Origin of the sequence: Deinococcus sp. YIM 134068, from assembly GCF_036543075.1 — a bacterium.
GTDB lineage: Bacteria > Deinococcota > Deinococci > Deinococcales > Deinococcaceae > Deinococcus > Deinococcus lichenicola.
Genome location: NZ_JAZHPF010000021.1, coordinates 15,953 through 41,265, shown reverse-complemented (window position 1 = coordinate 41,265; position 25,313 = coordinate 15,953). Strand labels below are relative to the sequence as shown.

At 68.6% G+C, this 25,313-nt stretch carries 25 protein-coding genes; 6 read left to right on the top strand and 19 right to left on the bottom strand.

Annotated features, from left to right (window positions below):
• Nucleotides 1-16 precede the first annotated feature (16 nt).
• The 3 genes from V3W47_RS16155 to V3W47_RS16145 form a co-directional block, all read right to left on the bottom strand.
• On the bottom strand, nt 17-805 hold the full coding sequence (locus tag V3W47_RS16155; protein WP_331826252.1) for a hypothetical protein: 789 nt from the start codon (nt 803-805) through the stop codon (nt 17-19).
• Nucleotides 806-818: 13 nt separating this feature from the next.
• The gene (locus V3W47_RS16150; RefSeq protein ID WP_331826251.1) at nt 819-2,204 is read right to left on the bottom strand and encodes a nicotinate phosphoribosyltransferase; all 1,386 of its coding nucleotides are present in this window, start codon (nt 2,202-2,204) and stop codon (nt 819-821) included.
• A 490-nt stretch (nt 2,205-2,694) separates the two neighbouring features.
• Nucleotides 2,695-3,759 carry a bifunctional nicotinamide-nucleotide adenylyltransferase/Nudix hydroxylase gene (locus V3W47_RS16145; protein WP_331826250.1) on the bottom strand — a complete coding sequence of 355 codons (1,065 nt, stop codon included), beginning with the start codon at nt 3,757-3,759 and terminating at the stop codon, nt 2,695-2,697.
• A gap of 93 nt (nt 3,760-3,852) precedes the next feature.
• On the opposite strand from V3W47_RS16145, the gene V3W47_RS16140 reads away from it, so the two are divergent.
• Nucleotides 3,853-4,365: a YbjN domain-containing protein gene (locus V3W47_RS16140; RefSeq protein ID WP_331826249.1), complete on the top strand. Its 513-nt coding sequence runs from the start codon at nt 3,853-3,855 to the stop codon at nt 4,363-4,365.
• A gap of 55 nt (nt 4,366-4,420) precedes the next feature.
• Here the strand turns inward: V3W47_RS16140 and V3W47_RS16135 are convergent, their stop codons facing one another.
• From V3W47_RS16135 to minD, 3 genes are all read right to left on the bottom strand, one after another.
• Nucleotides 4,421-5,494: an FtsW/RodA/SpoVE family cell cycle protein gene (locus tag V3W47_RS16135; protein WP_331826248.1), complete on the bottom strand. Its 1,074-nt coding sequence runs from the start codon at nt 5,492-5,494 to the stop codon at nt 4,421-4,423.
• A gap of 462 nt (nt 5,495-5,956) precedes the next feature.
• Complete coding sequence (minE, locus tag V3W47_RS16130) at nt 5,957-6,214, bottom strand: cell division topological specificity factor MinE (protein WP_331826247.1); 258 nt, start codon at nt 6,212-6,214, stop codon at nt 5,957-5,959.
• A gap of 1 nt (nt 6,215) precedes the next feature.
• Entirely contained in the window at nt 6,216-7,016 is an 801-nt protein-coding gene (minD, locus tag V3W47_RS16125) for a septum site-determining protein MinD (protein WP_331826246.1), read from the bottom strand.
• 177 nt (nt 7,017-7,193) lie between these two features.
• On the opposite strand from minD, the gene rimO reads away from it, so the two are divergent.
• Nucleotides 7,194-8,672 carry a 30S ribosomal protein S12 methylthiotransferase RimO gene (gene rimO, locus V3W47_RS16120; protein WP_331826245.1) on the top strand — a complete coding sequence of 493 codons (1,479 nt, stop codon included), beginning with the start codon at nt 7,194-7,196 and terminating at the stop codon, nt 8,670-8,672.
• A 281-nt stretch (nt 8,673-8,953) separates the two neighbouring features.
• Here the strand turns inward: rimO and V3W47_RS16115 are convergent, their stop codons facing one another.
• Entirely contained in the window at nt 8,954-10,456 is a 1,503-nt protein-coding gene (locus V3W47_RS16115) for a nitronate monooxygenase (protein WP_331826244.1), read from the bottom strand.
• A 169-nt stretch (nt 10,457-10,625) separates the two neighbouring features.
• Here V3W47_RS16115 and V3W47_RS16110 point away from each other — a divergent pair, with 169 nt between their 5' ends.
• Entirely contained in the window at nt 10,626-11,768 is a 1,143-nt protein-coding gene (locus V3W47_RS16110; RefSeq protein WP_331826243.1) for a prepilin peptidase, read from the top strand.
• Between the two features lie 125 nt (nt 11,769-11,893).
• Here the strand turns inward: V3W47_RS16110 and V3W47_RS16105 are convergent, their stop codons facing one another.
• The 6 genes from V3W47_RS16105 to V3W47_RS16080 all read right to left on the bottom strand — a co-directional run bounded on the left by V3W47_RS16105 (nt 11,894) and on the right by V3W47_RS16080 (nt 16,895).
• Nucleotides 11,894-12,265 (bottom strand): hypothetical protein, encoded by a 372-nt coding sequence (locus V3W47_RS16105; RefSeq protein ID WP_331826242.1) that lies wholly within the window; start codon nt 12,263-12,265, stop codon nt 11,894-11,896.
• The gene (locus V3W47_RS16100) at nt 12,262-12,807 is read right to left on the bottom strand and encodes a VUT family protein (RefSeq protein WP_331826241.1); all 546 of its coding nucleotides are present in this window, start codon (nt 12,805-12,807) and stop codon (nt 12,262-12,264) included. The genes V3W47_RS16105 and V3W47_RS16100 overlap by 4 nt, the downstream gene beginning before the upstream one ends.
• 380 nt (nt 12,808-13,187) lie before the next feature.
• On the bottom strand, nt 13,188-13,871 hold the full coding sequence (locus tag V3W47_RS16095; protein WP_331826240.1) for an arginase: 684 nt from the start codon (nt 13,869-13,871) through the stop codon (nt 13,188-13,190).
• A 107-nt stretch (nt 13,872-13,978) separates the two neighbouring features.
• On the bottom strand, nt 13,979-14,935 hold the full coding sequence (locus V3W47_RS16090) for a GNAT family N-acetyltransferase (protein WP_331826239.1): 957 nt from the start codon (nt 14,933-14,935) through the stop codon (nt 13,979-13,981).
• Nucleotides 14,932-15,903 carry a GNAT family N-acetyltransferase gene (locus V3W47_RS16085; RefSeq protein ID WP_331826238.1) on the bottom strand — a complete coding sequence of 324 codons (972 nt, stop codon included), beginning with the start codon at nt 15,901-15,903 and terminating at the stop codon, nt 14,932-14,934. Before V3W47_RS16085 ends, V3W47_RS16090 begins: the two co-directional genes overlap by 4 nt.
• Complete coding sequence (locus V3W47_RS16080; protein ID WP_331826237.1) at nt 15,900-16,895, bottom strand: GNAT family N-acetyltransferase; 996 nt, start codon at nt 16,893-16,895, stop codon at nt 15,900-15,902. Before V3W47_RS16080 ends, V3W47_RS16085 begins: the two co-directional genes overlap by 4 nt.
• 83 nt (nt 16,896-16,978) lie before the next feature.
• Here V3W47_RS16080 and V3W47_RS16075 point away from each other — a divergent pair, with 83 nt between their 5' ends.
• Nucleotides 16,979-17,626, top strand: a complete 648-nt coding sequence (locus tag V3W47_RS16075) for a PIG-L deacetylase family protein (protein WP_331826236.1) — start codon at nt 16,979-16,981, stop codon at nt 17,624-17,626.
• A 103-nt stretch (nt 17,627-17,729) separates the two neighbouring features.
• Here V3W47_RS16075 and V3W47_RS16070 read toward each other — a convergent pair whose 3' ends face one another.
• The 4 genes from V3W47_RS16070 to V3W47_RS16055 form a co-directional block, all read right to left on the bottom strand.
• Nucleotides 17,730-18,029, bottom strand: a complete 300-nt coding sequence (locus V3W47_RS16070; RefSeq protein ID WP_331826235.1) for a hypothetical protein — start codon at nt 18,027-18,029, stop codon at nt 17,730-17,732.
• Nucleotides 18,030-18,082: 53 nt separating this feature from the next.
• Nucleotides 18,083-19,186, bottom strand: coding sequence for a M20 family metallopeptidase (locus V3W47_RS16065; protein ID WP_442877235.1), 1,104 nt, complete (start codon nt 19,184-19,186; stop codon nt 18,083-18,085).
• Between the two features lie 57 nt (nt 19,187-19,243).
• Nucleotides 19,244-21,226 (bottom strand): patatin-like phospholipase family protein, encoded by a 1,983-nt coding sequence (locus V3W47_RS16060; RefSeq protein ID WP_331826233.1) that lies wholly within the window; start codon nt 21,224-21,226, stop codon nt 19,244-19,246.
• Nucleotides 21,227-21,584: 358 nt separating this feature from the next.
• Nucleotides 21,585-22,493, bottom strand: coding sequence for a magnesium transporter CorA family protein (locus V3W47_RS16055; protein ID WP_331826232.1), 909 nt, complete (start codon nt 22,491-22,493; stop codon nt 21,585-21,587).
• Between the two features lie 121 nt (nt 22,494-22,614).
• Here V3W47_RS16055 and crcB point away from each other — a divergent pair, with 121 nt between their 5' ends.
• Both crcB and xseA read left to right on the top strand, forming a co-directional pair.
• Nucleotides 22,615-22,968, top strand: coding sequence for a fluoride efflux transporter CrcB (gene crcB / locus V3W47_RS16050; protein ID WP_331826267.1), 354 nt, complete (start codon nt 22,615-22,617; stop codon nt 22,966-22,968).
• Nucleotides 22,965-24,188 carry an exodeoxyribonuclease VII large subunit gene (gene xseA, locus V3W47_RS16045; protein WP_331826231.1) on the top strand — a complete coding sequence of 408 codons (1,224 nt, stop codon included), beginning with the start codon at nt 22,965-22,967 and terminating at the stop codon, nt 24,186-24,188. Before crcB ends, xseA begins: the two co-directional genes overlap by 4 nt.
• A 56-nt stretch (nt 24,189-24,244) precedes the next feature.
• Here xseA and V3W47_RS16040 read toward each other — a convergent pair whose 3' ends face one another.
• Together V3W47_RS16040 and argR are read right to left on the bottom strand one after the other, a co-directional pair.
• Nucleotides 24,245-24,730 carry a hypothetical protein gene (locus tag V3W47_RS16040; protein WP_331826230.1) on the bottom strand — a complete coding sequence of 162 codons (486 nt, stop codon included), beginning with the start codon at nt 24,728-24,730 and terminating at the stop codon, nt 24,245-24,247.
• A 63-nt stretch (nt 24,731-24,793) separates the two neighbouring features.
• Nucleotides 24,794-25,255, bottom strand: a complete 462-nt coding sequence (gene argR, locus V3W47_RS16035; RefSeq protein WP_331826229.1) for an arginine repressor — start codon at nt 25,253-25,255, stop codon at nt 24,794-24,796.
• Between the last annotated feature and the right edge of the window lie 58 nt (nt 25,256-25,313).

Sequence of the window (25,313 nt, the reverse complement as noted above, 5' to 3'; positions counted from 1 at the left end):
TTACCTCACTGCGGCGTTATTCCTCCTCGTCGTCACCTTCGAAGGAAGGATAGGAGCCGAATTGTCCATTGGAGCTATCGCGTAGTAATCTGGGGTCGCCTGCCGAGTACTCCGATTTCTCGGCGGTGTCTGTTGGATAATAAGTGTTAAGTATCCGGCGAGGACTATACTTCCTCAATACCTGATATATCTTGATGTATTTTTCGACTCCTCCGCGCTGTGTTCCTCCTAATCCTGAACCACTGTTGTTATACACTTTGAAATGTAGCTCAACTCTATTATGGAACGTCAAAATTTCTTCAGCTATGCAATAGTAGTTTGCTTGGTCGAGAACATTGTCTGAATTATTTTTAATTAAAGTTCGCTTTGCGATAAATTTGGCGATGCAGAATGCATACAGCCATGCTTCATGCCATGAGGTAGCAGTATATCTACCACCACCCTCATAGGACGAGTTACGCATGCCCTTTCTAAATACAACTTCTCTTTCTACTACTAAGAATTCTCTATTACTACCAGCGATCTTTAAAACTCTTTCGTACATAATTTGTATAGCATATTCCCAAACGTCTGAGTCCTGAAAAATCACGGGATAACAATTGTGAGTAATTGAATCTTTAAAGAACAACAACCTTCCTTTCTTGTGGGAGAAAACAAGGATGGTGCCCCCCTTTAATATGTCATGCGACCAAGCATTCTCCGTCACCAAAATGCATGGTAGATATTCACCATCAATTATTGCGAATCTAAAACGTACTTCGCCGTTCCCTATTATTACATGTTTTGAAATTTGATACGTATGCATGGTCGATCACATTCTATATCCTGTTACGTATTTCATCCAACGTATCCCGCACCAGCAGCTCCCCATCCCTATACACCGTTCGCATCAGGCTGCCCGGAAAGTCGGTGTCGAAGGTCCTGTACTGCCGCGTCACCATTCGCCCATTCTCCATCACGAGGTCGAGTACGCCGTCCTTGCTGCGCTTGCCGGGGTCGGTCACGGGGTCCTTGTAGATGCCCCGGTACTCGCCGCCCACCACGCCCGCGCTGGCCTTGTAGGCGAATCTCTGCGTGTCGCGGTCCACCTTCTGCAAGAGCGCCCCGCCCATGCCGAAGGCGACGTTCTCGGCGGAAAAGCCGTCCACCCGCAGGTTGTCGAGAATCTGGCGGATGGTCGTCTCGTCGATGCCGTCACCCTGAATCACCCGGACGTGGTTGAGGACGCGGAAGCCCTTGCCGTTCGTGGTCGTGCCGTACTTGGCGGCCAGCGCATTCACGGCGAGGCGCACCATCGCGGGCGGGTCGCCGGAGTCGGGCCGGACGACGAGGGTCGCGCCGCTCTCCTCGACCTCGCGCCGCAGCGTCTCGCCCCAGTGAACGTTGATCGCGTGCTTCAGGTCGTAACTGTCGCTCACGACGGCGAAGATGCCGCCCGGCTTCCCGAACTGCCGGACCATGTTGCGGTACGCCTCGACCTCGTTCGGCTGCCCCCAGCTCGTGACCGTGGAATGCTCGGCGGCGGGGATGGAGAAGCCCGCCACGTCCGCCCCGTAGTGGTTGCGCCCGACCCGCAGCGCCTCCAGCGTGTCGCTTCCCAGGAAGTTGACGAGGTGGGCCAGCCCACCCAGCCCTGCGCTCTCGCGGCTGCTCACCCCGCGCGAGCCGAAGTCGTGCAGCTTGAAGGGCAGTTCCTCGGCGGCGCGGTCGCTCGTCGCCTCCAGCGCCCCACGAATGATCTCGCGCAGGTGGTAGCTCTGGGTGCAGACGGTGGTGGGATACCACGTTCGCATCAGCATCGTCTCGAACCAGCCCACCAGCCACGGCAACTCGGGGTCGGTGTTCGTCACGCTCATCAGGACGTTGTGGATGGGCACGAGCGTTCCCTCCGGCACGGCGCGAATCTCCAGCGGCAGCCGCCCGCCGTGAACGTCCACCACCCGCAGCCACCCCTCGTAGGGGAAGGGTTCGCCATGCGCCTCGATGAGGGTCCGCGCCTCCTCCACGTTCTCGCGCGTCACCCGCCGCGTCAGGTAACGGTCGAGGAGGTACTGGAGGCCGAAGAAGCGCGTCACCGGGTAGCGCCCGCCCCGCGACTCCAGATAGGAGAACAGCCGCGTCGTGCCCGCCGGATACTGGAGGAAGTGGCTGCTCTTGTACGAATCGGTGTCGAGGATGAGGTTCTGGTCGTTGAGCAGGGTCATGGGGAGGCTCCTGGGGGCGGGGAAGGGTCGCCCTCTCTATGACTCATAATTGCTCTTTCTAATTATGAGTTTAGTGAGCATAAGAGTGTTTTGCTCTCTACTCTCGTGGGAAAGGACCGGGGTGAGGGGGCGTGTGACTGACACCAGGGCTGGGAAGATGCCTTCGCCTTACTTGTTGGCCTTGCGACGCTAGACCCGTTCACCCCCTCCCAGCCTCCCCCCTCAACGGGGAGGAGCTAAAAAGCTCAAGCTCTAGCCTCCTTTCTCCCTCCCTCCTTGTGGGGGACTCGAAGAGCTGCTCGCAGAGGGTCGGGGAGGGGGGTGACGAGCACCGCTCGTCCTCTTGCCAGACAGCAAAAATGCTCCTTTTGCCCGATATGCAATTCATCTCAGACGTTCAAAAGAGGGAGCTTTGAATGCCGTGTCTGGCAGTAGTTTCTAACGTAAACCACGGGTATGTCTTCTCTAACAAGAGACCATCCACCCCCACTTACCCCCGCATCAAAAAATGTTCGATGATCGCGTGGTGGTCCTCGAAGAAGAGTTCGGGCTGGTTCAGGGCCTCGGAAAGCGGGAGCCAGAAGGCGTCGGCGGCGTCGCTGGCGGCACGCAGGACGGGCAGTTGGCCGATGCCGAGGTCGAAGTGGTAGGCGTGGGTGACGGTGCGCCCGCGCTGGCTGCGGTCGGGGTAGTCGAAGACGGCCTGGGCACGCAGGGCCGCCGCGAGGTTCACGCCCTCACCCAGCCCGGTTTCCTCGTGGACCTCGCGCACGGCGCATTCGAGCAACGTCTCGTCCTGCTCCAGAAAGCCGCCCGGTATGGCGAGCCGCCCGCGCCCCGGCATCCCCGCCCGCCGCACGACGAGGACATGCCCGCTGCGGGTGACGACGCCATCGGTGGTCACGAACACGGGGGGGAAGGGCGCGTCCTTCCACGCGGCGCGGTACTCGCGCAGGTAGTCGTACTCGGCGCGCAGCTCGGCGTACTCGGGCGTCTGCCGGAACGTGTCGAGGAAGGCGTGGACGGCGGGCGGCACCATGCCCATCACGTCCTCCAGTCGATCCTCGAAATACGCCTTGCGAACGTCGGTCGCGCTCAGGGGGCTGACGACGTGGGTGGGGATGAACTCCCAGGCGGGAAAGGAGCGCAGGTAGTAGCTGCTCTCGTCCTTGATGTGCCCGATGAGCGCCACGTCGCTGCTGCCGCGCGTATGTTCGGCCACGCCGCGCTGCACGTCGCTGAGCCACAGCCCCTCGTTGTAGAAGTAGTCGCGCACGTGGACGAAGAGCAGGCGGCTGCGCGGAATGCCCGCCTCCCCCAGCATCGCCGTGATGACGTTCTGCCGTTCCTCGGCGGTGAAGGGATTTTTCGTGTTGCGGGCGGCGCGGGCGCTGCCGATGACCACGATCAGCTTCTGCACGCTCCGCAACGCCTCCAGCATGACGAGGAGGTGGGCCTCGTGCGGCGGCTCGAAACGCCCGATGTACACGCCGAACGTGCGTTTGCGCCGGGCGGGCGGGGGAGCGGCGAGGGCAGGGTCGAACGATGCGGTCATGTCCTCACAATGCGTCCGGGGCAGGATGTGAAGGGTGAGGGGTGAGGAGCGGAAGGTTGACCACCGGGGTCGCTGAAGGCGTACTGTGCGCGTGTGCCCACATTCACCCTGTCCGTCGCGGCCCTCCTCCTGACCGTCAGCCTCGGGGCCGCTCAGGCCGGGGGAGGAGCCGCGCCCGTGACCCCGGCGAACGCGCAGGTGCAGGCCGCCACGCCCACCGCCGTCGCCGCCGCATTGCGCGAGGCCGGATACGCCGTTACGGTCAACCCGGTCGACACCGACGAGGACCCCAGCCTGAGTGTGAAGGCGGGCAACTACGAACTCGACGTGTGGTTCAGCGGCTGCCGGGGAACGTCCTGCGACCGCGTGACCGCGAGCACGAGCTGGGACTACGAGGACGACGCGGGGAGCCTCGACACCGACCTCGCCAACGAGTGGAACAGCAACTACTTCACGCAGGCGTACGTCTACGAGGGCAGCTACTACCTCGACAGCACCCTGACCCTGCGCGGCGGCTACACGAAGGCGGCCCTGGGGGCGTGGATGGAGGACTACCTCGGCGACGTGGAGGACTTCGAGGCCGAGTTGCCGGGAGGAGAGGAGTGAGGACTGAGGGGTTGGGGATGAGGGCTGGGGCTGGAGCTGCTGACTGCTGACCGCCCTAGATCACCCCACCGTACCTGTCCCGGTACACCACATACGCCAGCCCCAGCGTGGCGAGCGTGCTGACCAGACTGCTCAGGCCGTAGCTGATCAGCGGCAACGTCACGCCCGTCAGCGGCAGCAGGCCGAGCGCCGCGCCGACGTTCTCCAGCACCTGCGCGCCGATCTGGCCCAGCACGCCCGCGAAGAGAATCTGGTCCTGAAGCCGGGGCGACTCGGCGGCCATGCCCGACAGCCGCCAGAACAGCGCCCCGTACAGCACGAGGACGGCGAGCGCGCCGATCAGCCCCTGCTCCTCCGCCCACGAGGAAAAGGCGAAGTCGGTGTGCGCCTCCGGCAGAAAGCCGTTGTGCGACTGGCTCCCCTGCTTGTACCCCTTGCCCTGCACCCCGCCCGACCCGACGGCGATGGTGCTCTGGATGACCTGATACCCCGCCCCGCGCGGCTCCTGGTAGGGATCGAGGAAGATCGTCAGCCGCTTTTGCTGGTACGGCTCCAGCCGGGGATAGACCGCCGTGGGAAAGACGACCGCCAGCGCCACCACCGCGACGAGCGCGTGCCACCACGGGATGCGGGCGGCGAGCATCATCACCCCGAACATGATGCCGAAGACGAGCGCCCCCCCGAAGTCCTGCAAGATCACAAGGGCGAGGGCGGGCAGGAAGACGGCGAAGGCCGCGAGGTACGTCTTCACTCCCTGATAGCCCTGCCGCAGCACCACGGGCAGGAGCAGGATCAGGGCGAACTTCAGGAGTTCGAGCGGCTGAAATTGCAGCGGCCCGACCACGATCCAGTTCTGCTGGCCGTTGACCTCCTTCCCGATGACGAAGGTACTCGCCTGGAGCAGCAGCGCCCCCGCGAAGAGGTACGGCGCGGCCCGGTACGCCCGGTCCCGCCCCGCCCACCACAGCAGGCCGATGGGAACGGCGGCGAGCACGACCCCAATGATTTGTTTTGGGAAGATGCCAGGTGTGGCCCTCGGACTCAGGGCCGCCGTGCTGACCGTAAGGAGGCCGACCACGAGGAGCGCGGCGACCACCAGGGGGAAGCGCAGGTCGTATTTCAGGTTCACGGGCGCATCACCCCATCAGGCTAGCGGGGCGGGGATGTGGGCGGGTGAAGGCGGGGGGAGGCGCTGGCCCTGAGCGCCCGTGTGCAGTCGGATGTTGATAGAGAAGAGATACTCTGCCTCTCCCCCTTGATGCCTGATGTGTAAGAGAAAGCGAGCGTGCCAGATGTGCTTTTTGCGCCCTCTCCCCTTGCGGGAGAGGGCTGGGGAGAGGGGTGACGAGCACCGCTCGTCCTCTTGCTGAACACCGGAAGCACACGGCTTGCCCGATTGCGCGTTCACATCAAGCGTTTGCGGGGGAGGCCGGGTGGGGGGTGACGCCGCAGGCGTCCAGCAGTTCACGAGCAGGACCAACATCCAGCCAAAGGCGAAGGGGCCGGGCACCACGTCCCGACCCCCTTTGAAGCCCAGCCTGAGAGCGACGCGCCGCCCCTCTGGCGACTGGTCCCTGACGACCCCTGCCTCTCAGCGCCCCGTGCGCCCCGCGTTCTCCACCCGCTCGTCGAGGGCGATGCTGGCCGTCAGCACCACCTGATCGCCGCGCTGCTCGACCTCCACGTTGCTGTTGCCGGCGGGGAAGTATTTCCTCACCACCTCCAGCAGATCGTTCCTCAGCGCGTCCACCTTGCCGGGCGGAATCTGCGCGCGGTCGTAGGCGAGGACGAGTTCGAGGCGGTCTTTCAGCGTCTCCTTGGAGCGCTTGCCCCTGAGCCACGAAAACATGTCAGGCCCCCCCGAACAAGCGGCGCAGGATGGCGAGGAAGCCCCGGTTCTCTTCGAGGTTCGGGTACGGCACGTCCTCGCCCTTGAGGCGGCGGGCGGTGTCCATAAAGGCTGTGCCCGCCTTCGTCTTGCCGAGAACGGCGGGTTCACCGACGTTCGTGCTGACGAGGATGCCGTCGTCCTCGGGAATCACGCCGATGGGCTTGACTCCCAGGATTTCGAGCACGTCCGCCTCGGAGAGCATGTTGCCGCTGGCGACCATCTTGGGCCGCAGTCGGTTGATGACGAGCCGGATTTCGCGGACCTGCTGCGCCTCCAGCAAGCCGATGATGCGGTCGGCGTCGCGCACGGAGGAGACTTCCGGGTTCACGACCACCAGCGCGCCCTCGGCGGGAGCGGCGGCGGTCTTGAAGCCCGACTCGATCCCGGCGGGCGAGTCGATCAGCACCCGGTCGAAGCCCTCGTCCTCGATAAGCTGACGCACCGCCGCGCGGAAGACCTCGGCGTCGAGGGCGTCCTTGTCGCGCGTCTGGGAGGCGGGCAGGAGGTACAGGGTCTCCACCCGCTTGTCGCGGATCAGGGCCTGCGAGAGGCGGCACTTGCCCTCGATCACGTCGATCAGGTCGAAGACCACGCGCGATTCGAGGCCCATCACCACGTCGAGGTTGCGAAGCCCCACGTCCACGTCGATGACGACGACCTTTTCCCCGAGGCGGGCGAGCGCCGCGCCGATGTTCGCGGTGGTGGTGGTTTTTCCCACGCCCCCTTTCCCCGACGTGACCACAATGACCTTGGCATTCATGACGAGGGGCAGTGTACCGCGTGAACGAAAAATCAAGACGACGTGACGGTGGCCCGCCTCCCCCCGCTCCTCCGTGATTCCCGTCCTTCCTCCACCCCGCCCGCACCCTGTAGAATGCCGGGTTGAGTTTCGCGCCCGGCGTGTCCCCACGCGGCGGCGCGTCCGCGTGGAGGATTCATGACGAGTGTGGAAGAAACGCTGCCCGCCGTGGCAGTTCCCAAGGTCGGCTTCATCAGCCTCGGCTGCCCGAAAGCCCTCGTGGACAGCGAGCGCATCCTGACCCAGTTGCGCGCCGAGGGCTACGAGGTCGCCCCGAGCTACGAGGACGCGCAGGCCGTCATCGTCAACACCTGCGGCTTCATCACGCCCGCCGTGGAGGAAAGCCTGAGCGCCATCGGCGAGGCGCTGGACGCGACCGGCAAGGTCATCGTGACGGGCTGCCTAGGCGAGCGCCCCGAAAAGATTCTGGAGCGTCATCCCAAGGTCGCCGCCATCACGGGGTCGGAGGCGGTGGACGACGTGATGGGCCATGTGCGCGAATTGCTGCCCACCCGGACGGACGCCTTCACGGGTCTCCTCCCAGTCGCCGCACCGGGCATGCGGCCCGAGCGGGAGGGCACCCGCCACGGCGACGTGTTCGCGCCGAGCGTCAAGCTCACGCCCCGGCACTACGCCTACGTCAAGATCGCGGAGGGCTGCAACCACACCTGCGCCTTCTGCATCATCCCCAAACTGCGCGGACGGCAGGTCTCGCGCGACGCGGGGGCCGTGCTGTACGAGGCCTATCGCCTCATCGCGGGTGGCACGAAGGAACTGATGATCATCTCGCAGGACACCTCCGCCTACGGGGTGGACGTGCGCTACCGCGAGTCGGAGTTCCAGGGCGGGCAGGTTCGCGCGCACCTCACCGACCTGGCCGAGCGGTTGGGGGAGATGGGCGCGTGGGTGCGGATGCACTACGTCTACCCGTACCCGCACGTCGAGAAGATCGTGGAGCTGATGGCTGCGGGCAAGATTCTGCCCTACCTTGACGTGCCGCTCCAGCACGCCTCGCCCAAAATCCTGAAGCTCATGCGGCGGCCCGGCGCGGGCAGGCAGCTCGACACCATCCGGCGCTGGCGCGAGATTTGCCCCGAACTCGTCATCCGCTCGACCTTCATCGTGGGCTTCCCCGGCGAGACGGAGGAGGACTTCCGGGAGCTGCTGACCTTTCTGGAGGAGGCGAGGCTCGACCGCGTGGGGGCCTTTCCCTACTCCGACGTGGACGAGGCGGACGCGAACGCGCTGCCGAACCCGGTGCCCGAGGAGACCAAGCAGGAACGGCTCGCCCGCTTCATGGAGGTCGCCCAGCGCATCAGCGCGGAGAAGCTCGCCGAGAAGGTGGGCCGGGTGATGGACGTGATCGTGGACGAGTTCAACGACGACGAGGGCGACGCCCCCGGCACCCGCCTCATCGGGCGGACGAAGGGCGACGCGCCGGGCATCGACGGGCAGGTGTACCTGTACGCGGGCGACTTCGTGGGCCAGGTAGGGATCGGGGACATCGTGCGGGCGCGCATCGAGGACAGCGACGAGTACGACCTGTACGGCGAGGTGGTCGAAAAGCCCGTGTGGAAGCCCAATGTGCCTCAACTGGGGCATTTCGGGCGGCATTAGCCCTCTTGATGCAAGCAGAGTTGTCACCCTGAGCGAAGCGAAGGGCCTCCTGTCTCAAGTTGGGGATGCTTCGCTAGGCTCAGCATGACATTGTTCTTCTGATCAAATACGCAAGACCAACTGCCAAGAAAGTGGCTGCCCCAGGGTGCAGAAGGCCAAAGGCGGAGGGCAGATGTTGTCAACCTTCGGCCTTCTGCGGCTTTCACACGAGGTCTACCGAGGGGAGAACGGGCGAGGGCGGGAGTGATTGGAACCCCCGCCCTCGCGCTTTGTGATGTGTCCTACGCCCGGTTGCCCACTTCCCCGGCGACTGCCAGATCGGGTCCCGCCCCCGGCTCCCCGAGCAGGTAGCCGATCACGTCCCCGGCGGTGTAGCCCGGCGTCCAGTGGGCGAGTCTTACGAGGTCGTCGCCGCTCGTGAGGAGGGGTTGCTCGACCTCGCCGCCCTTCTGAATCTGCGCGTGGCCCGCGTCGGCCATCAGGGCGTTGCACAGGCATTTGCGGCCCACGGTGTCCTCCACCTCTCCGCCCTTCCGCACATAGGTCTCGATGGGTTCGGCAGAGCAGCGCAGGCCGGGTTTATCGCCGTCCCAGTACGCCTCGCGCAGGTAACCGATGTCGCAGATGCGGGTGCGCGCGGCGTACCGCTCCGGCTCGGCGAGGGTCCCGGCGAGCTGCACGACCTTGAAGGGAAATCCCGTCGGCGAGGCGAGGGGATCGGTGTACACGCCCGCCTCGCCCGCCCGCACCGCCGCGAGGGTCCGGTCGCGCGTTTCGGGGCGCAGGCCGCTCTCCCGGCAGTAGGCGAAGAGGGTGCCGACCTGGATGCCCGCCGCGCCCTCGTCCAGGGCCGCCTGAAGGGCGCGGGGCGAGCCGCTGCCCCCTGCCAGCCAGAAGGGAAGGCCGATGCGCCGCATCTCCGCGAGGTCTGCCACGTCGCGCTCGCCGTAGATCGGCTGTCCGGTCTCGTCGTAGCTGACCTGCCCGCGCGGCGGGGCGTTGTGGCCCCCGGCGGTGGGTCCCTCGATCACGAAGCCCTGGATGCTGCCCGTCGCCTTGCGGGTCAGGACGCCCGCCAGCACGTGCGAGGAGATGATCGGGTAGAAGTTGGGCCGCCCCAGCGTCACGCCGCCGAAGCCGTACTCCGAGGGATCGAAGGTGAGGGGCACGCTCGCCCCCGACCCCTCGCCCTTCACGTCCAGCCGCGCGGTGCCCGGTCTCCCGTCGGCGAGGGCGTCCAGCACGCCGGGAATTTCGCGGGGAATGCCCGCTCCCATGATCACCGTGTCCACCCCGGCGAGCATCGCCCCGTACAGAGCGGGGAGGTTGTGCAGTTGCAGCTTGGTGAGGAGGTTCAGGCCGACCGGGTTGCCGTGCCCCTCGCGCGCCAGGAAGACCTCCACGAAGCTGCCGAGGAGGCTCAGCTCCCAGGCGATCCGGTGGTTCGTTACCGAGGGAAGCGGCACGCGCTTGTACGGCTGACCGGGAGCGCGGCCCTCCTCCAGCCAGTAGTCGCGCACGGCCTTCTGCGCCCGCTCCTGATCGGGAAAGTGCGCGAGGGCGCGGCGGACATGCCCGCCGGGGTCGCCGTCCTGAAGGCGGCGCACGAGGAGGTTGTCGATGCCCGTGCCGGAGACGACGCCGAGCTGCCCGGCGCGGGACACCGACTGCGCGAGCACCCAGTTGGAGATGGCGACGCCCATTCCGCCCTGAATGATGCGCGGCAGCGGCGTGGGCTGAGGGGGTGACTCGGGGGCGGCGGGTTCGTGGGGCAGGGTGGTCATGGGGAAGGCTCCGGGGACTGGACGGGTGAGGAGGGGTCCAGCATCTCCTCCCCACTCTGCGCCCTCTGCCCCCGCCCACCCCCCGGATTGGAACGCGGTCAAAGGGACGGGGGGAGAGGGACGGGGCCGCGCAAGCCTCCTGTCAGACCGCGCCCCCTAGACTCTGCCCGTGAGTCCCGACCTCCTCCTCGTGGTGTTCGCCGGTGTCCTCGGGCTGCTCGTCGGCTCGTTCTCGAACGTGCTGATCTGGCGGCTGCCACGCGGTGAGAACGTCGCCTTCCCGCCCAGCCACTGCCCCGGCTGCGACCACCGCCTCGCGCCGCTGGACCTCGTGCCGGTGGGGTCCTGGGTCGCGCTGGGGGGCAGATGCCGCTACTGCCGCGCGCCCATCAAGCCCCGCTATCCGGTCGTGGAGGGGCTGACGGGAGTGGGCTACGCCCTCATTGCGGCCCTCTTCCCACTTACCACTTACGGGGCGGGCACGCTCGGCCTGATGGCGCTGTTCACTCTGCTCCTCGTGGCGAGCGCGATTGACCTAGATACCTATACGATTCCCGATGAGTTGACGCTGCCGGGGGTGGGGCTGGGTCTCGCGTTCGCCTTCGTGAACACTCAGTTGGGGGCGGCGGAGGCTGGATTGCCCACCTTCGCCGGGGCCGTCCAGGGTGCCCTCCTCGGTGCGGGGCTGCTCGTCACCATCGACCTGATCGGGTCATGGGTGCTGCGGCGCTTCCGGGAGCGGCAGTACCCGGAGGCTCCCATCGGCTACCAGCAGATCAGCCTTGCCCTGTTCGCGGGCCTGTGGCTGGGGCCGTGGTGGGGGCTGGGGGCGGCGCTCGTGTCGGCGGCGGTCAACTTCTTTTCCAGAAGGGTCGTGCGGGTGCCGGAGGTCGTCACGCTGGGGGGCGTCCTCGTCAGCCTGACGCTGGCGGGGGGCGGCCTCGGCCCCGGCCTCATCGTCGGCGTGCAGGGGGCGCTGGGAGCGGCGGGCGCGGCCTCGCTCGTGGCGGGCATGTACTGGTGGCTGCGGCGCGAGCCGGAGGGCGATGCGGACGCCCCCTTCGACCCCTCGGCAATGGGCTTCGGGGACGTGAAGCTCGCCGCCGTGATCGGCGCGTTCCTCGGCTGGGAGCGGCTGCTCGTGGCGGTGATCGTGGCGGTGGCGGCGGGCGCGGTCCTCGGGTTGCTGCAACAGGCGCTCCGGCGCGAGAACCGGGTGAAGTTCGGGCCGTACCTCGCCCTCGGCGCGGTGGTCGCGCTCGTGTGGGGCGGGAGGATCGTGGAGAGCTACCGGGGGATGCTGGGGCTGTAGAGGGCTGGGGTTGCCGGTCGCCAGGAACCAGTCGCCAGAATCGGCGGTGGGAAAGACGACTTTTCGGGGTAACTGTTAAGGGAGACGAGGCAAGCACGCTCGTCCCCCTCTCTCTTTGCAGAAATTCAACCCATCTCTGGCCGCGCCGCCACCGTCACCCGCTGGCCCTGCCGCAGCCCCCTGAAGCTCACATCTGCGCTCGCCGTCACCTCCACGCCCAGAGCATTCGCGGCGTCCACGGCGACGGTCTGCACGAACATCTCCATATCGCGGACGACGGGGTGGGCGACGAAGGCATCGATGTACGTGTCGAGGCTGAACAGCTCCAGCAGCCGCCCGCCTGCCGCATAGCGCAGCGTGAGGGTGCTGCCCGGCGCTGGGTTGCGGGTCGCCGGGCACAGCTCGGGCAGGTGCAGGACGTGTTCGACGATGGTGGGGAGGTCCGGCCTCGCGTTGGCGATGGTTTTCAGGTGCTCGGCGGGAATGACGGCGGTCACGAGGTGGCGGCGCGGGCCGTGTGGCGCACCCGCAGGGCGAACAGCGCGGCGATGGCGTACTTGGCGAGGATGTCGGCGAAGATGATCTGCGCGATGTCCCGCGTGCTCATGTCGCCCCAGAAGGCGAGCAGCGTGAACAGGATGGAGTCGAGCGGCACGCTCACGGCATTGCTCGCCAGGACGCGCGTCCACCAGCTCCTCCGAATGAGCCGCTGGTAGACGGCGGTATCGGCCAGCTCGCCTACCAGAATCGCCAGGAACGACGCGCCGATGAATCTCCACGGGGTGTCCGTCAGCAGCGCGGCGAGGGTATTCACGATGAGGGCCGCCGCGATGGCGATGTAGACGGCACGCAGTCCGCCCTCGCGGTGGATGCGGTCGCGCAGGGTGAACACCGCCGCGAAGAAGATGGTCCCCACGCTGAGCAGTCCGAACAGGGGCAGGGGGATGAATTGATTGAGCGTCAGGTTGGCGAGCAGGATACTCGCGGCGTAGAGCACGGTCAGCAGCACGGTCGTGCGGCCAGGCACAGGGAGAGTCATGGCATCCTCCGGCCACAGCGACAAGACAGGTCACGGGCCGCTCCAGAGGGTAGCAGGTGCGCGGCGGGGAAAAGAGGGTGGTTTGCCCTGCGCTGTTCGGCGGCGCGGCGGGCAACCCCTCAGTCAGCTTCGCTGACAGCTCCCCTGGGGGAGCCTCTTGTGCTTCTGCCTCCCTTCAAACGCTTGATGTGAATTGCGAATCGGGCAGAAGGAGTGTTCTTAGCGTCTGGCAGCAGGACGAGCGGTGCTCGTCACCCCTCTCCCCAGCCCTCTCCCGCAGGGGGAGAGGGAGCAAAAAGCACATCCGGCACGCTTAGTTCCCAATTCACATCAGGCGTTTCAAGGGGAGGTGCCCCGAAGGGGCGGAGGGCCCACCCCGCCTACGCCGGACGCTCCAGCGGCGGAGTCAGCGGCACGGCGTTCAGGGTGCGTGCCAATCGGAGGAAGGCCGCGTCATGCGCCGGATTTGTCCACGCGGGCGACTGTACGAGCAGGACGGCACTCACCTCCGACGGGTCGGGGAGATTTACGTCAGGCTGACCCATGCGGGCGAGCGTCACACGTTCCAGCACTTCGGGGAGGTGAGGGGTCATCTCCCCCCGCGTCCGCTCCAGGTCGAACCCCTCGGCGACGGGAAGCGTGGCGTGCCAGTCGGGGTAGAGACAGGTGTAACGGCGGATGAGGCCCGCGCGCAGCCCCAGCCCCGCCCAATTGCCGGGCCGCACGCGCGAAGGGTCGCCGCTCCGGCTGAACAGGTCGTGGTGGCTGTCCACGTTCAGCACGTCACCTCCGGGGAAGTCCTGAAGCCACGCCCAGGCGTCCGCGTGCGTGAGGGTGACGGTGGTGGGGATGCCCGCGTACCGCTCCACTTCCTCCCAGCCGGAGTACAGGGGGAAGTCGGCGTCCAGCGCGGACCAGCCGGGCGCGTGCGGGTCGCGCGTGCGGGCACGTTCCCGCCATGCCTCCACCCGGTCGCGCTCCCGGTCGGGCGTGCCCCAGATCGGCGCGTCGAAGACGAGGGGGACGGTGCCGCTGAAGGCGTCCCAGTCGATGCTCAGGAGCATGAGAAGGGGTTAGGGATGAGGGGTGGAGGAGTTGGGGGGGTGGCTGAGCAGGTCCGCCGTCATCTTCTAATAGCCTATGCCAGAGCTTGTCCCCTAACGCCTAACCCCTAAAACCTCCTGACGTAACTCACGCTCGCCGGGTCGCGCACGAAGCCCAGGCGGTCATTCACCGCGAGCATGGGCGCGTTGTCGCTGGCGTTGTCGGTGCGGATGAGCGTTGCACCCAGTCGCCGGGCCGCGCGCAGGGCGTGGAGTTTGAGGAGGGTCGCCACGCCCTGACCGCGCCACTCGCGGGTCACGCCCGTCAGGCCGGTGAGGAGGTCGGGGCTGGCCTCTGAGCGGAAGAGGGTGGTCTGGCCGATCCAGCGCCCCCCATGCTCGGCGACGAGGTAGGCGTCGGGAAGGAGGCCGGGGTCGTCCAGCACGGCCTCCTCGAAGACCTCGCGGGAGAGGGGCGTGGCGGGTTCGGAGCGCGGTACGTCCCGCCGCACGTCGCTCATGAGGGCGTGAAGGCGAGCGGTGAGGTCGGGTGTGCCCTCCTCCCGCAACTCGGCGAGGCTGCGGACGCGCACGCCACGGGCGGCCAGCCGCTCCTCCAACTCCCGATATGCGGTGTCATCGAAGGTCGTGAGGTCCAGCGCACTCGTGAAGTACCGCCCCTCTCCCACGAAGCCGCGCCGGGTCAGGAAGCCGGGCGCGATGGAGTGGTCCTCGCGGGCGAGGGTGCGGACGGACTGGGCGCTGTGGCGGATCAGTTCTGCCTCCACGGCGTCCCACAGGGTACGGCCCGCCCCCTGCCCCTGCCTCGCCGGATGCACGGCGAGTTCCAGCGTGAAGCGGTGCGGGTGGTACGCGCCGGGATTCTGGGAGACGGAGGCGACACCCACGACCTCCGCCCCGTCCAGCGCCAGGAGGGTGAAGGCTGTATACCCCCACCCCCGCTGCTCGTCATCGCGCTTGCGGAAGTCCGCGCCGCTGAAGGGGTCCTGCGGCATAGTGAGGGTCCAGACGCGCCCGGCGGCGTCCCAGTCGTGTTCCCCGGCGAGTCTCACCGTCCAACTCACGTCTCATCCTCCACGCTCCCGCGCCGCATCTCGATCCAGGCGGGCTGGGGCCGGAAGCCCAGGCGCTCGTTCAGAGTGAGCATGGGCGCGTTCGTGGTCGCGTTGCCCGTCCAGACGCTCGCCGCGCCGCGCTCACGGGCGAGGTCGAGGGCGGCGAGCTTGAGGGCCAGCGCCAGCCCCCGGCGGCGGTGTTCGCGCCGTGCCCCGGTCAGGCCGGTGTGGAGCTTGCCGGGGTCGGCGGGGTCGCCGTACAGCTCGGTCAGGGCGGCCACCTCCCCCTCCGGCGTCAGGGCGAAGAGGATGCCGTCCGGCATGAAGCGGGCGTCCTCCTCCTGCTTGCGGAAGTGCTCGGACACGAGGGGCGTCGCCTCACCCGTGCGCGGCACGTCCTCGCGGATGGCCTCCACGGCGGCGAAATAGGCTCGCCACGCCGCTTCCTCCCCCACCTCCGTCACGAGGTCGGTGAGGGTCACGCGGCGGTAGGGGGAGGGGAGACGGGCGGCGTCCCTCCACGGGGCCGGGTCGAACGCCGAGAGGTCGAGCACATTGTCGAAGAAGCGCATGGCCTCGGTGAAGCCGTGCCGGGCGAGGAAGGCCAGCCCGCGCGGGCGGTCCTCCTGCGTGCCCGCCAGCACCTCGCGGGCACCGCGTGCCGTCAGGTGGTCTTCGAGCACACGGGCGAGCGCGCGGCCCACACCCCGGCCCCCGGCCTCCGGGTGGACGAGCAGGTCGAGGTGGTAGCGCCCCGGATGGAACATGCCCGGCCACTGCATCGCGGAGGCCACTCCCACGATCCCCCCGCCCTCCTCGGCGACGATGCGCCACAGGTGGGGCCGGGTGGGGTGGGCGCGCAACTCGGCGTCCTCGTGTGCCAGCGTCTCCGCTGTGGTGGCGTGCTGAGGCCACACCGCGTTCAGGACCTCCACGAGGGCCGGGAGGTCGGCCTCCGTCGCCTCGCGGACGTTCACGCCCCACCGTCCAGATGCAGTTCGTAACGGAAGTGGGTCGGGCCGCGCTTGAAGCCGAGCGCCCGGTTCATCTCCAGCATGGCCGCGTTCGGTTTGTCGTTCATGGTGCGGATTTCGCCGCCGCCCGCCCCCGCCAGCGCCCGCATCGCGCAGACCTTGAGGGCCTTCGCCACGCCCCGGCCCCGCCACTCGCGCCGCACGCCCGTCATGCCGATGACGTAAGCGCCGCCCGGCGTTCGCATCAGCGTGGAGTAGCCGACGTAGGGACCGCTCGGGGTGTCGTCCAGCCCCGGCTGCACCGCCACGAAGGAGAGGTCCGGGGCGAAGGTCGGGTCCTCCAGCTCCTGCCGCACCCACGCCCCCAGGGGCCGCTTGGTGAGCACGTTGCCCATCGGCACGTCCTGAAAGAGGAGCCAGTCGAGTTCCCACAGTCGGCGGTCCCGCTCTGGGTCGCCCGCGAGGTCGGCAATGCTCCGCAGCTCCAGGCCCGCCTCCCGCACCCGCGCGAGCAGGCCGTCAAAGCCCGTGAGGTCCACCTCCGCCGTGTTCAGGCGCGACTCGTACCGCTCCCAGGTGGCGCGGAAGCCCCGGCGTTCCAGAAAGGCGCGGCCCGCCTCGTGGTGCGGCGCGTCGGTGAGCATGGTGCGGACCTCGCGTGCCCCTCTGGCCCTCACCCGCCCCAGCAGGTCGTCGTACAGCGCCGAGCCGATGCCGCGTCCCCGCGCGTCCGGGTGGACGAAGAGGTTGCCCCAGTAGCGCCACTCCTCGAAGGCGAAGTCGTCGTGCCCGATGCGGCCCGCGCCCACCACCCGGCCCCCGGCCTCGGCGACGGCCTCAGTCTGAAAGAGGTTCGGGTCGGCGGCCTCGTCCCAGACGCGCAGCAGTTCGGGCGTGACGGGCCACTCGGGATCGCAGGCGGAGCGCACGGCGGCGAGGTCGGGGTAGTCGTCCGGCTTGCGGGGGGCGCGGAGGAGCATGTCGGTCGTGGTCATGCCCTCCATCCTGCCCCGCCCGAGAGACACGGCGCATCCGCCCATTGCGCTATCTCGCCACGGCGTCCCCTATGCTGGCCCGCATGTCTGACCGCCTCACCCTCCTCCTGATCGTGCCCCACCCCGACGACGAGGTGTATGGCGCGTCGGGCACCCTGATGGAACTGCTGGAGGCGGGCCACCCGTGCGGCCTCGTCACCCTCACGCGCGGAGAGGCGGGGCGGACTCTCGGCCTCGCGGACGGCCCGGAGGAACTTGCCCGGATGCGCGAGGTGGAGTTGCGCGCGTGTCTGGAGGTCATCGGCCTCACCGTCCACGAGCAGCACACGTTCCCGGACAAGTATTTGCAGGACCAGCCCCTCGCCCCCCTCGTGGAGGTCGCGCGGGAGGCGATGCTCCGCTACCAGCCCGAGACGGTCCTCACCTTCCCGCCCAACGGCAGCAACGGCCACCCCGACCACGTGACCACCCACCGCGCCGTCCGCGCCGCGTGGGAGAGCCTGCCGGAAGGGGAGCGCCCCCGCCTGTGGTACTACGCCAACCCCACCCCGCCGGAGAACGAGGAGTTGCGCGCCCTGTGGCTCGCCCCCACCCTCCGCCGCGACGTGACGCGCTTCGTCACCCGTAAACTTCAGGCCATCGCGTGTCACCGCACCCAGGCATTAAGCACGGTGGATTTCCTGCGGAAGTTTCCGGGGCGGATCGTGGAGGAGACGTTTTACGAGGTGTGAGGGGTTAGGCGTTAGGCGTTAGGCGTTAGGGAGCTTCGGCAGAAGCTGTTGCTAAAGCGCCCACTTCCCACAGCCCACTCCCCACTCACGGCGCGTCAACGCCCTACTCCCACTCGCTCACCGGAATGAACTCCACCCCCACGCCCTCCGTGCCCGTCACGTTGTAGCGGCGGTCGAAGTGGACCACCAGCTCTCCCCGGTCAAAGTGCTGCGGGCTGACGACGGGCTTGCGGAAGAAGTAGTTGCCGTCGTCGTCGATGCCGATGTGCGCGCTTTTCGTGAAGCGGAACTCCACGACCTCGCTGTGGGGACGGGTGCGGACGCGCACGCGGTAGGTCTGGGCGTCGTCCTGCTTGACGTAGGCGTTGGACGGGGATTTCTTCCTGCCGAAGAGGTTGAACATGGGGTCTCCTTTCTGGTCTGAACGCGGTGAGCCGGTGGTGTTCGGCCTCCCGACTACACTTCCCGCAGCAGCCGCGCCAGCAGCCGCACGTGGTCGGGCCAGCGGTCGAGGCGGACGTGTTCGTGGGCCGCGTGCGCGCCGTCGCCGGGGGCACCGAGGCCGTCCAGCGTGGGGCACAGGGGCGCGGTGAAGTTGCCGTCGCTGCCGCCACCGACGACCTCGCCGCCCACCGTGAAACCGAGGTCACGGGCGATGGTCTGCGCCTGCCGGAAGAGGGCCTGGGTGCCGGGTCCCGGCTCGAAGGGGGGACGGTTCAGGCCGCCCGTCACCGTCACGCGCACGCGGGGATCGGCGGGGGTGAGGGCCTGGACCGCCCGCGTTACCCGCTCGCCCTCGGCCACGGTGGAGGCGCGGAGGTCAATCTCGACCGTGGCCTCGGCGGGGATGACGTTCACGGCGCTGCCGCCACGAAAGCGGCCCACGCTGACGGTCGTGCCCTCCTCCGGTCGGGCGAGGGCCTGCACCTCCAGCACGGCGCGGGCGGCCTCGGTGATCGCGCTCGCCCCCTCCCCCGGCTTGTTGCCCGCGTGGCTGGCGACCCCGTGGAAGGTGAGGGTGAAGCCCCCCACCCCCTTGCGCCCGATCTTGAGGGCGTGGCTGTCGGCCACGGGCGGCTCGACCACAAAGACGGCGCGAGCCTCCCTCGCCGCCGCCTCGATCTGGAGACGGCTCTCCAGGCTGCCCACCTCCTCGTCGGGGGTGAGGAGGACGCGCACGCCGCCCGCAGGCCACGCCCCACCGAGGGAGCGCAGAGCGTGGAGCAGGCCCACGATCCCCGCCTTCATGTCGTAGGTGCCGGGGCCGTACAGGCGCTCGCCCTCCACCCGGAAGAGCATCTGTTCGAGCGTACCGTGCGGCCACACGGTATCGGCGTGCGTGAGGACGAGGATGGGCCGAGCCTCCCCCCCCTCGCCGAGGGAGAACTGGCGCGTGCCGCCGGGCAGGGCGTGGGTGACGGCACCCAGTTCGCGGGCGCGGACCTCCACCACGTCCTGGACGCGGCTCACGGCGTCCGCGTCGGTGGAGGGCGACTCGATCTCCACCAGGGCGCGCAGGTCGTCGATCATGGCCCGCAGGTCGGGCTGTTCGGGGGGCATGTGGCCCATGCTACCCGCCCCGGTGGCCCGGTCCCCCGGACGCTCAGGCGGAGGGTGTCAGAGCACGGGGCGGTATCTGAGCAGGGCGCGTTTGCCCCGGAGCCGCCGGAAGCCGCCGAACTGGCGCGGCGCGTGCCCCAGCTCCAGCAAGGCCCTGGCCCGCGCCCAGGGGGCCGTGTGCGGAGCGAGTTCGGGGACGCCGAGGGTGTAGTCCCCCGGACGCTCCGGGTCCTGCACGCGCACGCCGCCCAGGCCCGGCAGGAGCGGCCCGCCCGTCTGCGGATCGCGGTACAGGGCGCTGTAGCGGGCGAGGAGGTCCTCAAGGTCGGCGGTCAGCCCGATGAAGTGGGTGGCCTGGAAGGTGGTCCAGGTCCAACCCGGCGGGTTCGTTCCGGCGTCGAAGCGGTTCAGCAGGGCCTGTCCGGCCAGAAGGCCCTTGTACCTCAGCCGCCCGATCTGCGCCGGACTCATGCCGAGGTTGAGTCCACCCTGCCCGGCGTACAGGGGCACGTGGGCGATGCGCTCGGCGTAGCCCGTCAGGGGGATCAGGCTGTGGTCGAACCAGTTGCGGGCCGACTCGAAAAGGCTCAGGCCGAACGCCCAGGGGGTCCCGATGGCCGCCGGTCTGGGACGCCAGCTCGCCCTGGCCGTCTCGGGTTGCCCGAAGGCCCGGATGGGCAGAATGGGGGTGGCGTAGGGCGGGCGCTCTGCCGCCGGCTCACCGCCCCGCCGCCGGGTGCGGTCGTACTCCAGATTGAGGGCGAAGGTGGGCTGCGTCGGCACCAGGTCGTCGAAGAGCGTCAGGGGGAAGTTGCTCGTCAGGCCGCCGTCGCTGAACAGGCACGGGCGAAACGCCGCGTCCACCCGCTCCACGAGCGGCACTCCCCCTGGTCGGGCGCGCCGGGTCCAGGCGGGGCGGGCCTCCGGGTCATCCATCGTTCCGGCGGGCAGGGCAGCGCCGAGGTGGAGCGGCACCGCGCTGAACAGCAGCGGGAAGCTCATGCTCAGGCGCGTCGCCACGATCACGGGCAGGTCACGCGGGGGCGGCAGGCGGTAGTACTCCCACTTCCCCTCCGGCGGCGACCCGTCCCCCGCCGCGCCGCCGAAGCTCACCTGGCGCTCGCTGCGGGACATCAGGAAGTCCACCACCCCTGCCGGGAAGTAGCCGCGCCACTCCTGCGGGCGGAAGTAGAACTGCTTGTCGTCGGTCGCGCCGGAATCCATCGGCAGCACGTAGGGCCGCTCCAGCGTGACGCAGGTGGTCATCAGGCGCAGGTCGATGGCGTCCTCCGCGTGCTCGCCCGACTCTCCCACCTGCGCGTTCCCCACCTGCGGGTCGAGGTCCCCGAACGTGAGCGGCTCGCTCGCCGCCTTGCCCGCCAGGTCCTGTATCTCCCGGTGGAGCCAGGGGGTGAAGCGCGGCGCGGCGGAGGCGTCGTCCGCCCCGTCCTCCCCCGCCCCGCCTTTCCCCGCCTCGTAGCCCCTGGACAGCCCGTACCCGTTGCGCTGGAGGCCGCGCAGGGCCGAGCGCACCACCGCGCCCCCCAGCCAGCCCAGCCCGGCGGCGGTCAGGGTCAGGCCCGGCAGCGCCGTGGTCGGCGGCTCGCCCCGCACCGCCCGCACCCCCGCCCAGAGGGTGAGGCCCGCTCCCCCGGCGGTGAGCAGCGACGGCAGCGGGAAGTGGCGCGCGAGGGCACCCGCCACGCGCCGCAGCCGCCCCCCCGGCCTGAGGACCGCGCTCAGCAGCGCAAAGGGTGCCCGCGTCCCCGGATTCGGCGCGAACAGGGCCTCCAGCCGGGTCCGTCCACCCGCCGCCGGGCGCTGCAAGCTATCGGCGAGCTGCCACAGGCGGTCGAAGCCCGCGTGCGCGTCGGGGTCGCCGCGCTTCGTCCCCTCGCGGCGACGGTACTCGGCGGCGGCGGTGAGGGCGGCGGCAATCGCCCCGGCGGACGTGCCGCCGATGTGCCGGAAGCGGTAGCGCGTCGCCAGCACCCGGATGGCACCGGGGTACACCAGCCCGCTCGTCACCCCGCCCTTCATGACCAAATTGCAGGGCTGGAGCGGCCCGTGTCCAAAGGCTGGCAGTGGGGGTGCTGGGTCCAAGTCCGAGGTAATTGGCTGCATCGTCCTCTCCTCCCGCGAACGCGAACGTTCACGCGCTCCTGATATGCAGAGCACCGTCTGTCCCGCACGCCTCTTCAGGTCCCCGAAGGATGACCGGGAGTGCGTGACTGCCCCGTGACCGGCTGCCGTGAACCCGGCAGAGTACGTCAGCCGTCGCTCATGCGCGCTGGGGGCGGTCCTCCTTGTTGACCCGTGCCTCGATAGGGGTGAGGACGGCGGCGTGGGGGAGAGGTGAGCCTCCCGCTCCCGGCGGCCTCTCCACGATTGCACCTGCTTACCACCATCCCCGCCGCTTGAAGTAGTAGGCCAGCAACCCGCCCACGAGCAGGAAACTGCCCCATGCCATCAGGTAGCCGTACCTCCACGGCAGTTCGGGCATGTGCTCGAAGTTCATGCCCCACACGCCCGCGAGAAAGGTCAGGGGGAGGAAGATCACGCTCACCGCCGTCAGCGTCCGCATCACCTCGTTCATGCGCTGGCTTTGCAGGCTCAGGTGCAGGTCGAGGAGGTTGGTGAGGTAGTCGCGCAGGGTGTCGAGGCGGGTGCTGGCGCGCTGGAAGGAGTCCTGCACGTCGCGGTAGCGCACACCCTCCGGCCCCTCGGCGTGGCGGGCGAGCAGGGCGGTGGCCTCGCGGGCGTCGGCGCTCAGGCGGCGGGCCTGGGTGAGCAGCGACTTGAGGTCGAACACCTGCGGGATGGGGTTGTGGCGGTGGTTCTTGAAGACCCGCTCCTCGATGGCGTCCTCCTCGGCCTCCAGCGTGTCGGCGAGGGTGAAGAAGGTGTCGGCGGTCTGGTCGAGCACCTCGTACACGACCTCGCCGGGGGTGTTCACGCTCTCGCGGCCCACGACGTTCCACACGCTGCCCAGCGCCCGCGTGCCCGCGCTGCTGATCGTCAGGACCGCCTGCGGGAAGGCGAAGATGCTGACGCGCTCGGTGAACTCGTCGGCCTTTTCCGGGCGGGCGAAGGAGCGCACGGTGATGAAGGCGTGTTCGGGGTAGCCCTCCGCGCGGCTCCAGTGGCCCTGCTCCAGCGCGTCCTCCACGGCGAGGCGGTTGAGGGGAAAGGCGGCCTTGAGGCGAGCGAGTTCGTCGGGCGTCACGCCCTGCGCGTCCACCCAGACACCCTCGGTCTCCCCGTTCCAGGGAAGGTCGGTGCCGGTGAAGGTCTTGGCGCGGATCATGGGGTTGATCGTAGAGCGTGGAGTGTGGAACGTGGACGGTGAGGTCTTTGCTCCCCCGATCCTACGTTCGACCGCCCACACTCCCCCTATCCTGTCCCCCGTGAGCGCGTGGCTGTGGGTGATGGCGGGGGGCGCGGTGGGGGCGGCGGCGCGCTACGGCGTCGGGCTGGGGCTGGCACCGCTCGTCTCGCGGCTCGGCCTTCCCGTCTCCACCCTCCTCGTCAACGTCCTCGGCTCGTTCCTGCTGGGGCTGACGGTGGCGCTCGTGGGGCGCGGTGTCTGGCCGGAAGCCGTGCGGCTCGCCTTCGGAACGGGGGTGCTGGGGGCATTCACGACCTTTTCCACCTTCGGCGTGGAGGTGGACGGGCTGCTGGAGCGGGGCGCGAGTGGCCTCGCGGCGCTGTACGCCGGGCTGAGTATCTGTCTTGGCGTGCTCGCGGCGGTACTGGGCCGTCATCTCGGGGCGCGGCTGTGACCGGGCGCAAGCGCAGGAGCAAGGTGGAGCCGACCCGCCCACCCGAACATTTCCTCGACCTCGCGGACGTGCTGGGCTACGTCGGGCAGGTGATCGCGCGTGGGGTGCCGGGCGGCGTGTGGGTGCGCGCGGAGATCGCCTCGCTGACGGACCGCCGCCACCTCTACCTCGACCTCGTGCAACTGGAGGACGGCGTGGAGGTCGCCAAGTGCCGGGCGACCGTGTGGGCGCGCGAACGCTACGCGCTGGAGGACAAGTTCCGCCGGGCGACGCGCGGCAGCCTGACGGCGGGCCTCAAGGTGCTCCTGTTCTGCACCGCCGAGTTCCACCCGCAGTACGGGTTCTCCCTCAACGTGGCGGACGTGTCCCCCGAGTTCACCCTCGGGGACGCGGCGCTCAAGCTGGAGGCCCTGCGGGAAACGCTGGTGCGTGAGGGGGTGTACGGCCTGAACCGCACCCTCCCCGCCCCCACCGACTTCGCGCGGGTGGCCGTCATCAGCCCGGTCGGGGCGGCGGGCCTCGGCGACTTTCGCCGCGAGACGGACGCGCTGGAGGCCGCCGGGATCGTGGACTTCCTCTATCTGGAGGCCACCTTCCAGGGCCGGGAGGCGAGCGCGAGCCTGACGGGAGCCATCGCTGCCGCGCGGGAGGCGCACGGGGAGGAACCTCTTGACGCCCTCGTGGTCATCCGGGGCGGCGGGGCCGTGACGGACCTCGCGTGGCTCAACGATCTGGAGGTGGGCCGCGCCCTCGCCGGCTTCCCGGCCCCCGTCATCACCGGGCTGGGGCACGCGCGGGACGACACCCTGCCCGACGAGGTGGCCCACACCCGCACCGACACGCCGAGCAAGGCCGCCGCCCACATCGTCCGCGTGGTGGTGGGGGCCGCCGCGCAGGCACAGGAGGACGCCCGCCGCATCCGCACCCACGCCCGCGACGTGCTGGTGAACGCGGACGCAGGGACGCAGTGGGCACTCGACCGCGCCGCAGGGGCCGCCCGCCGTCACGCCGACGCCGCCCGCGCGGAGGTGGACGCGCTGATGCGTCAGGCCCTCGGTCTCACGCCGGAGCGGACGCTGGCGCGCGGCTACGCCCTCGTGCGCGACGAGGCGGGCAAGCTCGTCACGCGGGCGGCGGGGGTGCGGGCGGGGCAGGCGCTCACGCTGGAGTTTCAGGACGGGAGGGTGGGGGTGCGGGCGGAGAGCGAGGCGTTGAGGTAAGACACCATCCGGCCCATGTTTGAATTGAGCTGCCCCAAACTGTGAGTGAACGGCTTCTACTTGCGTGTGATCGTGCAGTCCCCGGAGCTTTCGGCCAGCGTCTTGAGGCCGCTGAGACCCGACTGGCTCTGCGCTCGACCTAGCAGGGTGGTCAAATCCGTGACGCTCTCCTGAACAAGGTAGCCCGTCGCCGTGCGCCAGCCGGGTCCCGTAGTCTCGCCAAGACACAACAGAACCCTGTCGTCCTCCTGGCCGTCCGTGCCGAGGACGCCTCCACCCTCCACGACGCCAACGAAGTCCTGCTCACCATTCAGGATGATAAATGCCGAGTCCGGCTGGGTGCTGTCGGCGTCGTATTCCCAGTCGCCGTCGCCGTCCCGCTCACCTTTATTCCGCACCGTCAGGGTTACGTTCACCGCCTCCTTACTCTTGGTCGTTCCCGTCAGGGTCAGTACGTCTCCCGGCACGAGGGGACCCACGGGGGCGGCGGCTGGGGCGCAGGCGGCGAGGAGCAGGGAGGGCAGGAGCAGAAGCCTCTTCATGACGGGTCTACTTACGCACACGCCCTCTGACAGAACCCGCACATCTGCGCCAGGAATTCAGCCTCACCCCAGCATCAGCGCGTGGAGTTCCTCCATCAGCGCCTCACCCTCGGCGGTGGTGCGGGCGACCACGAAGATGGTGTCCTCCCCGGCGATGGTGCCCACGATGTCGTCGCGGCGGAGCTTGTCGAGCAGCAGGGCGACACCCGTGGCGTGGCCGTCGGCAGTGCGGATGACGAGCATGTTCTCGCCCCGGTCCACGTCCCGCACGAAGTTCTGGAAGAGGCGCTCCAACTGCTCCTGCACGTCGTTGTGCCCGCCGACCTGCGCGAGCGCGTAGCGGTGGCGGCCCTTGCCGATGGGCAGGCGCACCAGCCGCAGCTCGTTGATGTCGCGGCTCACCGTCGCCTGCGTGACCTGCACGCCCTCCGCGCGCAGCCGCTCCACGAGTTCGCCCTGCGTGGAGACGCTCTCCCGCGCGATGATGTCCTGAATCCGCTTCTGCCGCTGGTCCTTGCTGAGCACACGACATGGTATGCATAGGGGCTGAATAATGCTACGGGGGGTCACGGTGAGCTGTCAG